Raw genomic sequence first — 12678 nt, 5'->3', positions numbered from 1 at the left:
CTGTTTTTTATTCGTCTTCTTTTTTATCATCGATTTGGAGTTCTTTTTCTGGTTTATGGTATGTGTAGAAGCTATCTACAAGCAAATCTAAATGCTCTACTTCTTCACTATAGTTAATGATGGAAGAAATAAGAGGGAAGAGATGTAACCATGTTTTATATGCTTCTTCATCGTCTTTATTTTGATATTCCATAAAGATATCAATTAATTCTTGTTTACCTGTTTCAACTTCATCAAGCATTTCAACTGATTGTTGTTTTTTTGCTTTACCAATAAATTTTAATAAAACTTGTTCATGATAATGCGTTAATGAGTCAAGTTCGTTTTGGATAGATTCCTGAAATTCTTCCGGCATATAGCGCAGTTCATTTTCAGTACGGTGTAATGATTTTAACGTACTTAAAGCACGGCTTGTTGTCGCTAACATTTGTCTGAATAAAACGAGCTTACGAATTTTTGCGAACTTTACTTTTTTCGTGTAGCTTCTTTCTTCTTTATACAGCAAATAGTAATGGTTTAGTTTGATCATTTTTTCTTTCATACGATCAATATCAGTTTTTAGCGTTGTAAAATCAGAAGCCTGCCTGCTATTCATTCGAATCCATTTTACAATTTCTTCTGTATTATCAACGATACGATGATAAAGTTTTGTTTCATATTTTGGCGGCATAAATACTAAATTTACAAGTGAAGCCGCAATAATACCAATCATAATCGTCGCAAATCGAAGTAAGGCAAAACTAAAGAAATCTTCGCCTTGATACTCCATAATGGCGATAACTGTTACTAAAGCAATTGATATTGTGTTTTCTAATCGTAATTGTAATGTAAGAGCAATTACTAATATACATGTTAATCCAATAATAAAAGGATTATGTCCAAAAGCAGTAGCAAATGCGATAGCAAATATCGCACCAATTACATTTGCTTGAATTTGTTCAAGTGCTGTTAAATAAGAACGGTATACAGACGGTTGAACAGCAAAGATAGCTGAAATTCCCGCAAATACCGGACTCGGTAATTGAAGTAAAATACAAGCAAATAAAGCTAACGTGATGGCAATACCCGTTTTTAAAATGCGAGCACCAAGTTTCATACCCTTAATAAGATCCTTTCTCTTGTCATAATGAATGTACAACATGATACTATACATTCATTACAATATGTTAGCAAGTGATATTTTAGTGACGTTAAAAGAAATTAGTGTTCATTTTATCCCGCTAATTGTGAGTAGTAAGATTCACGCCTCAAAATTCAGAAGCTGGATGCCGGTAAACGTCCGATTGGTGTAGGCTAATTAAAGTTTCACTTTATAATTTTTCCTAATTCCTTTTAAACATCAGTTTTTAGTAAAAAAACCTGCTGAATTTCAGCAGGTCTCAAATTGTTACTATAGATTACTATGAGAAGCGTACTTCGTCAATTTTTTCTTAATAATGAAAATTACTCATTTTACTCTGTTGAGATAGATGGATCTGCCTGTTCTTTTTTCGGGATAATCTCAAAAAACTTGTTCTGTATATCATCTAATAATGGTGTTAACAAAGCAACTTCCTCATATTGCTCGTGCTCGTTTAGTACACGAATATAGTCTAGCAATAATTCAGTTACATCTTTCAAACCATTTTTACTAATTGGTTGTAATGTAACATTTGCGCCTTTTGCGATTCTTCTTTTTAAGGCCTGTTCTGTTAAGCCTAAGTTTGAATCACGACGCAAATAAACAACACCGCCAGTCATGCCAGCGCAAATCCATGGACCAGGGTCACCTAAAACAAGCGCTCGCCCATTTGTCATATATTCAAAAGCAAAACCTTTAATATTGGAGTATGCACCTATATTTCCTTGCTCTTTTTCACGGAGTGGTTTTGTTATTCTACCTCCAATTATCATGTCTGCCCCAGAAAGGCGAATGCCAGCGCGAGCATCAGCGTTCCCTTGCACGTATAGTGCCCCTTTTTGTGCACCATATCCAAATCCTTTTCCGACAGAACCGTTATAATATACTCCGTCTTTTCCTTTTGATTTCGTTATATAAATCCCACCACCAAAGGAAGTTTTACCAATGCCATCTTGTGCGCCGCCATTTACGTGTATAAATAAATTTTCACTATTGTAAGCACCTAACCCATTTCCGGGAATAGAACCATTCGTATACTTTAATGTAAGTGGTTCCAGTTGAGTAGCTTCATATAATTTACTGCGAACGCGATAACATGATTCTAGACCACCCATAACGCGTTGCTCTACACCAACGCCTACCAATTCTTTTGAGTCAGCGGAATGAATTGTCTTAAATTGTTTTTCCGGTACGCCTTCTGTTGTTGTAACAGATGGATGTTCTATTATTTGTAGTAAATTACGTAAGTTTAATAAATTTTCGCCTCGAACTTGCTCTAATAAATCAGAACGCCCAACAATGGATTGTAAATTTGTATAACCAAGCTGTCCTGTTAATCGTTTTAGTTCTACACCGAAAGAGGTGAATAAATTTAGCAGGCCAGCAACTGCGCTTTCTAATTCGCGTGGGACGAAGCGGCGTAACCCATGTTCTTTTGCTTGTGCTTCAGACTCGATTTGTGTCGCAATTCCAACATGGCAAGTATCTAGATGGCACCCACGGCAAGTAGTACAGCCGATTGCAATCATTGATAGTGTGCCAAATCCAATACGGTTTGCTCCGAGGAGCATGATTTTCAAGGCATCATTTACACTTCGAATACCACCATCTGCCCAAATCTCTACTTTATGTCTCATGCTTGCTTCTAATAAAGCGTTGTGAGCGGCTTTAACACCAATTTCTACAGGGAGACCTACATGCTGCAATGCGTGAATACGTGCAGCGCCTGTTCCGCCATCGAATCCGCTAATGTTAATAAAATCAGCGCCAGCTTTGGCGATACCGACAGCAATTGTTCCGATATTAGGAACAACAGGGACTTTCACGGCTACTTTGGCAAGTTGATTAGCTGTTTTAATTTCTGTAATCATTTGAGCTAAATCTTCAATTGAATAAATATCATGGTTATTAGAAGGTGAAATTAAATCTGAGCCGATTGTCGCATTACGTGCTTCAGCGATTTTGGCTGTCACTTTTGAACCAGGTAAATGCCCACCTTCCCCAGGCTTTGCGCCTTGACCGATTTTGATTTCAATTAAGTTTGATGAGTTTAGTAGTTCGGCATTTACTCCAAATCGCCCAGATGCCACTTGTTGTCCACGTGTATGTGGATATTTTCCAATCATATCTTTAATTTCGCCGCCTTCACCGTTCAAGCTAATCATATTTAGCTGATCGGCTGCTTCTGCATATGCGCGAAAGGCAATTTCGTTTTGAGAACCAAATGACATAGAACTAATAATAAATGGTAAATTATGATTTTTGATGCCGATAGATACTTCTTCAGTTGGAACGACATGTTTTGTTTGTTTCGTTTGAACAAGGTGTCTGATTGCGATTGGATTATTCTCTTCTAGTTCACTTAACTTGTCACGGTAATCATCATAAGAATTTCCTTTTGCAACATCGCCGATTGCTTTCCAAATTCGCGGGAATATATGAAATGATTTTCGCATTCTAATTTTAGGATTGTTATAATCCTCTGCTCGTATTTTTGCATCTTCAACAAGTGATTCAAGTGAAAAGGTTAAATCATTTGAACCGAAGAAATTTGTAATCTGTAATATATTCGCGATTTCTTCATGTAACCCAATAGATGAATAGAGACGTCCGTAACCACGTAACTCATGAATTCCAATTGTTGAAATGACTTTTTCTAATCCTTTATTAAGTGCATTATATAGATTCGTAATTGGTGTTTTTGTTCCATCATTTACAGTCGCGAATAATAAATATGGATTAATACCATCTGCTCCTAATCCATATAGCGTGACAATGTCATGTAAGGAGCGAAGAGCACCAGAACGTATAACGAGAGAACAATTGCGGCGTAATTTATTTTCACTTAATGCTTGATGTACTTTAGCAGTAACTAAATGTGGATCAATCCACAATCGTTCATTTAGATGGGCGTTTGCGTCATCTAATACTAGTAGGGAAGCACCATTGTTAACAGCAGCTATCGCTTCAGAACTAATGCGGCTTAATGCGCATTGCAGAGTTTCTGACGAGCTGAATGTAGCAGAGATTGTGGCGATAGAGTTATGAGTCTTAAATAGCTCTATGAGTTGTTCGTACGTAATTGTGTGTAATTCCTCTGCAATAGGTTGTGCCACGCTGCCTTCTAAAATAATTGGTGAAAGCATTTCAACTACAAATGGCCGTTTTGCGCCGCTTAATAAACTTGGACGCTCTCCAAGTACAGTACGTGTAGAGAAGTGTTCAATTTCACGGTCACGGTCAATTGCAGGGTTTGTAACAACAGCTACACTTTCTTTAATAAAGTCAGCGATATTTCGTCTATCAGTATCGAGTGCGGCAAGTGGTGAGTCATGCCCAAGTGAGCGTATTGGCTCAACGCCTTTTGTTGCCATCTGTTCAAGAAGTTGAATATGTTCTCGGTCCCATCCGAAAGCGACGTATTGTTTCGTTTCAACTTGAACAGAATCACATAGCCCTTGGATTTTTTTCGTTTCAGGGATAGATAAATTTAAATGGTAATTGGTAGTATCAATTCGCTTTTTAAAACGGTTATATACTTGGATTTGATATTTGTCATATTCATAAAGAACAAGTTCATCTTGTTCATTCCATTTTAATCCGACTTTTTCTCCAGGAGCGAGTGGTTTTGGTTCTGCTACATATTTAGTTGGTGATACAACTCCAGGTTCAGAAGAGAAAATATAAGAGCTCTCTGTCTCTACTTTCCATACTGGGCGTAATCCAAGGGAATCAACGCTGAAAACAGCTTCATCTTTAAAACGGGAAATGATGCCAGCTGGTCCTTGTGCAAAATGTCCCCATGCTTCACGTATATACGTATATAAATCTTGTAAAGGTGTTTCATAAAGTTTAATTTCATTAATAATTGGTGGGAATAGAATTTCCATTGCTTCAAATAAGCTGTAGCCGTATTGAACAAGTAGGGTTTCTAAGATGCGGTTTAAATCTTGAGAGTCACTGCCTCCTGCAGTAAGTGGTACATCAATCATTTCAGCTTGATCGCGTAATTTTGCAATTGTGTTAATTTCACCATTATGTCCGAGAATGCTAAATGGTTGTACACGAAAAAAATTAGATAATGTATTAGTAGAGTAGCGGTTATGTCCTAATGTCATAGTTGAAGCGATAAGCGGATGTTGTAAATCATTATAGTAGGCAACAAGCGTATCACCAGCACCTAGAACTTTATATACAACATGATCATGACTTAATGAAGCAACATGAATTGCTTCGTTTTCCTCTATTTTTATTGTGACAGAAAATAATGTTTGCTCAATATTTGTAATTTCGTTTTCTGCGATGAGGGCAACTTGCCAAAATAAAGGTTCTTCTTGTTTACCAAGTGGACCGAGCGCATCTGAGTTTGTTACATCATCACTTTCGAAAATGATTGCAAAGTTTTTGTTGTTTAATTGCGTACGAATATAATCTTTTAAGGCAGTAATGTTTTCTTTTTTATTTAGAAAAAAATGTCCAACGATAAAGTGGGGATGATCCACAATCGTTGGATTATATCCGCTACTTTTTAGTTTTTCATTCCAAAGCGTTTTTGGTATATCAATGTGAATGCCGATGCCATCGCCTTCGCCATTAATGAAACCAGCTCTATGATTCATTTTGACGAGTGATTGTATGCAAAGGTCAATGTTTTCTTTTGTAGCAATTTTTCGTTTCTCCATAACGGAAACGATTCCACACGCATCATGTTCTGCATTTCTATAATCTCGAAATAAAGACGGTGTCCATGTATTTTTTTTATTGAGCATCCGTCAATCCCCCCTCTTGTAAAAGTTAGAATAATCTTACTATTTAAGGTGCAAATCACCTTGTACACAGAGATAGTAATGCTGTAAAAGAATATAAAACAGATAATTATGAATAATTATACTATTAATACGTGATTTATGAAATAGAAAAAAGGAAAAAAGAAAGGTGAGCTTTCTTTTTTCCTTTTGAATGAAGGGATTATTTATTGTCTGCTAGGGCAGCAAATGCTCTGCCGACAGCTTCAATTGTATATTCAATATCTTCTTTTGTATGTTCTGTAGTTAAGAACCATGCCTCGTATTTAGAAGGTGCTAAGTTAACTCCTTCTTGAAGCATAAGCTTGAAGAATTTACCGAACATTTCACCGTCTGTATCTTGTGCGGCATCGTAATCTTCAATTGTATTAGTTGTGAAGTATACAGTTAAAGCCCCTTTTAGACGATTTAATGTAATGTCGATATTATGTTTCGCTGCTTGCTCTAAAATTCCTTTTTCAAGCATTGCACCAAGTTCATCTAATTTCTCATAAAGCCCTTCTTGTTGAAGTACTTCTAGACAAGCGATACCTGATGCCATAGAAGCAGGGTTTCCTGCCATTGTACCAGCTTGGTATGCAGGTCCAAGCGGAGCAACTTGTTCCATAATTTCTTTCTTACCACCGTAAGCACCGATTGGTAAGCCACCGCCAATAACTTTACCAAGCGCTGTTAAGTCAGGTGTAACACCAAGTAAGTCTTGAGCACCGCCGTACATAAAGCGGAAAGCAGTAATAACTTCATCATAAATTACTAGTGCGCCAGCTTCGTGAACAAGTTCATTCACTTTTTCAAGGAATCCAGGTTTAGGCTCTACAATACCGAAGTTTCCAACGATCGGTTCTACAAGGATAGCTGCTACTTCATGACCCCATTTATCTAAAGCTTCTTTTAAAGTTTCTACATTGTTAAATGGAACGGTAATAACTTCTTGTGCGATACTTTGTGGTACGCCAGCTGAATCAGGAGTTCCTAAAGTAGAAGGGCCAGATCCAGCTGCCACAAGTACTAAATCAGAATGACCGTGGTAACAACCAGCAAATTTCATGATTTTTGTGCGACCTGTATAAGCACGAGCAACACGAATCGTTGTCATCACTGCTTCTGTACCAGAGTTTACGAAACGGACTTTATCTAATGCAGGCATTGCTTCTTTTAACATTTTTGCGAATTTTACCTCTAGCGCTGTTGGTGTTCCATAAAGTACCCCATTTTCAGCAGCTGTTGTAATTGCTTTTGTTATATGCGGATGAGCATGTCCAGTAATAATAGGACCGTATGCTGCTAAATAATCGATATATTTATTTCCGTCTACATCCCAGAAATAAGCGCCTTTCCCACGTTCCATAGCAACAGGAGCGCCGCCGCCAACTGCTTTAAAAGAACGAGAAGGACTGTTAACACCGCCAACGATATGCTCTAAAGCTTCTTTATGTAATGCTTCTGACTTTGTGAAATTCACTACAATTCATCTCCTTACAAAAATCTATGTATTATTCTAACATGTTTTTCGAAAAGACGTATTGTTTGTGATAGCGAAGGCAGTTGGGTAAACTATTCGTTGTGACATTTAGGAGGGGGGGCCGATTATGAAATCGGTAATTGAGGTACAAGGGTTACGTAAAGAGTTTACAGCCTATTCGAGTCGTCCGGGCTTAAAGGGTGCATTTCGCGATTTATTAAATCGTAATTATAAAATAGTACCAGCAGTAAATGATGTATCTTTTACTGTAAAGCAAGGTGAAATGGTTGGTTATATCGGTGAGAACGGTGCTGGTAAATCAACAACAATTAAAATGCTTACGGGGATTTTAACTCCGACATCAGGGCAAATCACAGTAAATGGAATGAACCCACATAAACAAAGAGAAGAATTTGTAAGAACAATTGGTGTTGTTTTTGGACAGCGTTCGCAACTTTGGTGGGATATTGCAGTACAAGAATCGTTTCGTTTATTAAAGAAAGTGTATGGTGTATCAGACGCTCAGTATAAGGAGCATATGGAGCACGTAATTGAAACGTTAGATATAGGGCCCTTATTAGATAAACCAGTTCGAAAATTATCTCTTGGTCAAAGGATGCGTTGTGAATTAGCGGCAGCCTTAATTCATAATCCACCGTTATTATTTTTAGATGAGCCAACAATTGGGTTAGATGTACTTGTGAAATTGAAAATACGTGAATTTTTAAAAGAAATGAATGAACGTTATAAAACAACAATTTTATTAACAACACACGATATTACTGATATTGAAGCTTTATGTGAGCGCGTTATCATGCTGGATGAAGGAAATATTATGTATGACGGTTCTTTAAATAATCTTCGTACGCAGTGGGGAGCGGAGAAGGAAATTCACTTTCAGTTTGTTGCACCAGTTTCCTATCAGGCTTTATCAATGGTTATGCCAGATAATCATGTCGTTTGGTCGAAAGCAAAAGAGGAAAATGCATGGGTTGCAAAAATTCCGAATGAAGAAGTTATTATTTCAATGCTTATTTCTAAAGTAGTACAAGCCTTTCAAATTAAAGATTTAAAAATTAACGAAGTGTCTACAGAGGAAATTATTCGTAACATTTATGAAGAAGGTATTACGCATGGGTAAGTATATTGAAATGATTCGAATTCGCTTTTTAATGATGCTTGCGTATCGTACAAATTACTATAGCGGGATTTTAATTTATACGATTAATATCGGTGCTTACTATTTTTTATGGCAAGCAATTTATAGCGGAAAAGAGAATATTGAAAGTTTATCTATTTCGCAAATGACCACGTATATCGCAATCGCGTGGATGGCACGTGCCTTCTATTTTAATAATATAGATAGGGAAATTGCGATGGAGATTCAAGAAGGACGTGTGGCTGTAGAATTAATTCGTCCGTATAACTATTTGGGAATGAAAGTTATGCAAGGTCTTGGCGAGGGAATATTCCGTTTTGCCTTCTTTTCCATTCCAGGCATGGTTATCGTTACGTTATTATTTTCGTTGCAAATTACAACAAATTTTCAAACTTGGTTATATTTCTTCTTATCTTTAATATTTAGTTTTATTATTAATACACAAATTAATTTAATGACGGGAATGCTTACGTTTTTCCTATTTAATAATAGTGGGATTATGTATGCAAAACGCGTTGTTATTGATTTATTTTCAGGTCTATTATTACCAATTAGTTTTTATCCGCTATGGGCCCAAAAAGCAATGATGTTTTTACCGTTTCAGGCTATTAGTTATATTCCAAGTATGATTTTTTCTGAAGGTATACAGGGGAGTAAGTTGTATGAGGCTTTAGTATTTCAAGTGATTTGGGCGATTGTACTTATTATTCCAATTGTACTCATGTGGAGAACGGCGAGAAAACGTCTAATTGTACAAGGGGGATGATGAGATGCTATATATAAACTTATTTTTACAATATGCAAGTCAATATATAAAAACAAAATTGGAGTATCGAGGCGATTTTATCGTTGGTTTACTTTCTGATTTATCGCTTCAAGCAGTTAATTTAATATTTATTCTCGTTGTATTTGGGCATACACAAGCATTGAAGGGATGGAGTCGAGAAGAAGTAATCTTTATTTATGGTTTCTTTTTAGTACCATTTGCCATCTTTTCAGCTTTCTTTAATATATGGGATTTTAATGATCGATACATTATTAAAGGGGAGATGGATCGTGTATTAACGCGGCCGATCCATAGCCTATTTCAAATTATATTAGAAAGAATGGAACTTGAATCTTTAATTGGAGCTATTACAGGGATTGTTGTAATGGGATATGCAGCTGTGGAGTTACAATTATCTTTTTACTGGTATGATTTCTTCTTATTTATATTGATGGTAGGAGGAGGAGCACTTGTATATGGAGGTATATTTGTTACGCTGGCGAGCCTTGGTTTTTGGTCGGATGCGAAAAGTTCAATTATGCCTCTTATGTATAACATAGGTAATTACGGGCGCTATCCTGTTAATATTTATAATCGTGTAATTCGTTTCATTTTAACGTTTGTTTTACCGTTTGCGTTTGTTGGAGTATATCCAGCGGCATACTTTTTAAGAAAAACAGAATGGAATAGTTATGCATTTGCGACGCCAATTGTTGGTGTTATCTGTTTTACGATTGCAATCACCCTCTGGAACCAAGGGGTAAAAAGGTATCGTGGCGCGGGTAATTAATTATAGAAGCTTGTTCGTTTCTAAGGGATAAATCAGTTCTCCACCTCATACATATAAAATGAGGTGGAGGACATGTTATGGGGATTTATTCTATTAATTGCAGCAATCGCTATTTTGAAAAGTGTCCAATTATTATGGAGTTCCTATTCGGATTCAACGCGTTTTTTTTCGCTCTATAATTTGGCCACATTATTTTTAATCTATACAACAGTACTAATCGCATTTGGATTAAGTTACGTTGTATTAGAGGAAATGGGTTTCGCAGTTTTGAAAGAGGACGGAGAAAGTTTGAACGCTCATTCTTTTCAACTCGTCGAAGTTTGTTTATATTTTAGCGCAGTTACTTTATTGTCTGTTGGATATGGTGACATATCTCCGATTGGAATTGGGCGATGGATTGCAATCGCAGAAGCGCTAATTGGATATACACTCCCTTTTGCTTTTGTGATGAGGTCTGTAATAGACAATGAAAAATAAGGAAGCATTTGTTATAGTAAAGGAAAAGAGTAGGAGTGATAACTATGATTACAGTAGGAGAAATGGCACCAGAATTCACATTAGAGGGAAGTAATGGAGAAGAAGTTCGCCTAGCTGATTTCCGCGGTAAAAATGTAGTTCTCTATTTTTATCCGAAAGATATGACGCCAGGATGTACAACTGAAGCATGTGATTTTCGTGATGCGTATGGAGTATTTCAAGAGAAGGATACGGTTATTCTTGGAGTAAGTCCTGATTCAGCGAATAGACATTTGAAATTCATTGAGAAACATGAATTGCCATTTACACTTTTAGTAGATGAAGATCATAAAGTAGCAGAGTTATACGATGTTTGGAAGTTAAAAAAGAACTTTGGGAAAGAGTATATGGGAATCGAGCGTTCTACATTCCTTATTAATAAAGACGGTGAACTTGTAAAAGAGTGGCGTAAAGTGAAAGTGAAAGGACATATTGAGGATGTTCTTTCTTATATAAAATAAATCTACATTGGAGATAAAATATGCAGAAACAAGGCAAGTGTCTATACATATTTTACTGCCTTACATAAAGTGGAAGTGTAGGGCATACCTCCTCAGATGATAGTATTCCAAGTGCGATTATGTCGCACTTTTTTCTATGGAATATATGAAGAAAAAAGGGAAAGATACATAAAAACAAGTCCTGAATATAAAAATAAACTACATACTTATAGTAGAAATATTGACGATTTATAAGAAAAGGAGTACACTCTTTATAAGAATTATAAAATAATAATCCGTATAGAATCGGGGTGCATGACGGTGGTCAAAGAAGAATTAAAAGAAGCGCTAGAAATGCTGAAAAATACGGGTGTACGCATTACTCCACAGCGTCATGCTATTTTAGAGTACCTTGTGGAATCAATGACGCACCCAACAGCGGATGATATTTATAAAGCATTAGAAGGTAAGTTTCCAAATATGAGTGTTGCAACTGTCTATAATAACTTACGTGTGTTTAAAGAGGTTGGACTTGTAAAGGAATTAACTTATGGAGACGCTTCAAGTAGATTTGATTATGTTACAAGTCAACATTATCATGTGATTTGCGAAAAATGTGGTAAGATTGTTGATTTTCCTTATGGAGGCTTGGAAAAGCTGGAAGAGGAAGCTGCGAAAACGACAGGCTTCGTTATCAATAGTCATCGCTTAGAAATTTATGGCGTTTGTCCAGAGTGTCATAAGGCGTAATATATAATAAAGAAAGAGGCTGACGGCTATACGTCAGCCTCTTTCTTTATTATATAAGGATTAGCGTGAGGTTAATCGGGATTTACAGTGCTAAGTTAGTAAGAAGGGTTAGATAAAAGTTTGTCGAATTTACTTTGTATTGGTGGAAATGAATTCTTGGAGGGGACATTTTGAAGAAATATGAGATTAAAAATAACATTCCAACATTGGAAGAATATAAATATTTATGTGATTCTGTGGGATGGACTAACTATATGAACTTTGAGGTGGCGGAAATATCACTTCAAAATTCGATTTACTGTATAACAGTCAAGGATAATAATCAAATCATCGGCATGGGGAGAATTGTTGGTGATGGGGCTATCTATTTCTATATTCAAGATATAGTGGTTCATCCAGAGTATCAAAAGAATGGTATTGGAAAGAAAATAATGAATACTTTAGTAGAATACTTAAATGGGAATGCTCCAGATAAAGCATTCATTGGTTTGTTTGCGTCGCAAGGTAAAACATCATTCTACGAAAAATATGATTTTAAAGATTATTCGCCTAATATGACAGGGATGTTTACTGTTATTTCGAAAAAACAGGTGTAATAAATTTAATAAAACAATTAAAAAGTTGATTTTTTAAGAAATCAACTTTTTAATGAGTTGAAACGTTTGTAGTGTTGCAAATTCATATTTCCCTTGATACTTATGATTTATAACTCTTCTTATTATACTTTTCATCAAATTCTTTTCCTTCTAGATCTCGATCTAGTGTTAAAGGTTGATTGCAGTGCATACATGCATCGACACGGCCGAGCATTTTGGTTGGCTTATCACAGCTTGGGCAAATAATTTGGATAGTCTTAGTAGATAACATACC

General features: G+C 36.2%; 11 protein-coding genes (1 of these 11 running past the window's edge). 7 read left to right on the top strand and 4 right to left on the bottom strand.

Annotated elements, in window-relative coordinates; genetic code table 11:
• Nucleotides 1–7: 7 nt before the first annotated feature.
• The 3 genes from M1D66_RS24655 to hemL form a co-directional block, all read right to left on the bottom strand.
• Nucleotides 8–1096, bottom strand: a complete 1089-nt coding sequence (locus M1D66_RS24655; RefSeq protein ID WP_000765787.1) for an aromatic acid exporter family protein — start codon at nucleotides 1094–1096, stop codon at nucleotides 8–10.
• A 356-nt stretch (nucleotides 1097–1452) separates the two neighbouring features.
• Nucleotides 1453–5889, bottom strand: coding sequence for a glutamate synthase-related protein (locus M1D66_RS24650; RefSeq protein ID WP_000932759.1), 4437 nt, complete (start codon nucleotides 5887–5889; stop codon nucleotides 1453–1455).
• Between the two features lie 199 nt (nucleotides 5890–6088).
• On the bottom strand, nucleotides 6089–7387 hold the full coding sequence (hemL, locus tag M1D66_RS24645; protein ID WP_001011863.1) for a glutamate-1-semialdehyde-2,1-aminomutase: 1299 nt from the start codon (nucleotides 7385–7387) through the stop codon (nucleotides 6089–6091).
• Between the two features lie 127 nt (nucleotides 7388–7514).
• Here hemL and M1D66_RS24640 point away from each other — a divergent pair, with 127 nt between their 5' ends.
• The 7 genes from M1D66_RS24640 to M1D66_RS24610 all read left to right on the top strand — a co-directional run bounded on the left by M1D66_RS24640 (nucleotide 7515) and on the right by M1D66_RS24610 (nucleotide 12404).
• Nucleotides 7515–8528: an ABC transporter ATP-binding protein gene (locus M1D66_RS24640; RefSeq protein ID WP_000843655.1), complete on the top strand. Its 1014-nt coding sequence runs from the start codon at nucleotides 7515–7517 to the stop codon at nucleotides 8526–8528.
• The gene (locus M1D66_RS24635) at nucleotides 8521–9312 is read left to right on the top strand and encodes an ABC transporter permease (RefSeq protein ID WP_000521519.1); all 792 of its coding nucleotides are present in this window, start codon (nucleotides 8521–8523) and stop codon (nucleotides 9310–9312) included. Before M1D66_RS24640 ends, M1D66_RS24635 begins: the two co-directional genes overlap by 8 nt.
• A gap of 4 nt (nucleotides 9313–9316) precedes the next feature.
• Nucleotides 9317–10102 (top strand): ABC transporter permease, encoded by a 786-nt coding sequence (locus tag M1D66_RS24630; RefSeq protein WP_000965773.1) that lies wholly within the window; start codon nucleotides 9317–9319, stop codon nucleotides 10100–10102.
• A gap of 72 nt (nucleotides 10103–10174) precedes the next feature.
• The gene (locus tag M1D66_RS24625) at nucleotides 10175–10579 is read left to right on the top strand and encodes a potassium channel family protein (protein WP_000964343.1); all 405 of its coding nucleotides are present in this window, start codon (nucleotides 10175–10177) and stop codon (nucleotides 10577–10579) included.
• Between the two features lie 44 nt (nucleotides 10580–10623).
• Nucleotides 10624–11079, top strand: coding sequence for a thioredoxin-dependent thiol peroxidase (gene bcp, locus M1D66_RS24620; protein WP_000633710.1), 456 nt, complete (start codon nucleotides 10624–10626; stop codon nucleotides 11077–11079).
• A gap of 300 nt (nucleotides 11080–11379) precedes the next feature.
• On the top strand, nucleotides 11380–11808 hold the full coding sequence (gene perR, locus M1D66_RS24615; RefSeq protein WP_000237829.1) for a peroxide-responsive transcriptional repressor PerR: 429 nt from the start codon (nucleotides 11380–11382) through the stop codon (nucleotides 11806–11808).
• A 170-nt stretch (nucleotides 11809–11978) separates the two neighbouring features.
• Nucleotides 11979–12404: a GNAT family N-acetyltransferase gene (locus tag M1D66_RS24610; RefSeq protein ID WP_086385306.1), complete on the top strand. Its 426-nt coding sequence runs from the start codon at nucleotides 11979–11981 to the stop codon at nucleotides 12402–12404.
• Nucleotides 12405–12504: 100 nt separating this feature from the next.
• Here M1D66_RS24610 and M1D66_RS24605 read toward each other — a convergent pair whose 3' ends face one another.
• Nucleotides 12505–12678 carry the end of a YgzB family protein gene (locus M1D66_RS24605; RefSeq protein ID WP_000025058.1) on the bottom strand. 183 nt of this gene lie beyond the right edge of the window, so the window shows 174 of its 357 coding nt (coding positions 184–357); its start codon lies beyond the right edge, outside the window; the stop codon is at nucleotides 12505–12507.

It is taken from the genome of Bacillus sp. PK6-16 (genome assembly GCF_056530295.1).
The sequence above is the reverse complement of the archived record's forward strand: the minus strand, read 5'-3'. Positions and strand labels throughout refer to the sequence as shown.

Bases quoted from the DNA above. Each gene is read 5' to 3' on its own strand.
- M1D66_RS24655 (WP_000765787.1), bottom strand. From the start codon at position 1,096: ATGAAACTTGGTGCTCGCATTTTAAAAACGGGTATTGCCATCACGTTA.
- M1D66_RS24650 (WP_000932759.1), bottom strand. From the start codon at position 5,889: ATGCTCAATAAAAAAAATACATGGACACCGTCTTTATTTCGAGATTAT.
- M1D66_RS24640 (WP_000843655.1), top strand. From the start codon at position 7,515: ATGAAATCGGTAATTGAGGTACAAGGGTTACGTAAAGAGTTTACAGCC.
- M1D66_RS24635 (WP_000521519.1), top strand. From the start codon at position 8,521: ATGGGTAAGTATATTGAAATGATTCGAATTCGCTTTTTAATGATGCTT.
- M1D66_RS24630 (WP_000965773.1), top strand. From the start codon at position 9,317: ATGCTATATATAAACTTATTTTTACAATATGCAAGTCAATATATAAAA.
- M1D66_RS24625 (WP_000964343.1), top strand. From the start codon at position 10,175: ATGTTATGGGGATTTATTCTATTAATTGCAGCAATCGCTATTTTGAAA.
- bcp (WP_000633710.1), top strand. From the start codon at position 10,624: ATGATTACAGTAGGAGAAATGGCACCAGAATTCACATTAGAGGGAAGT.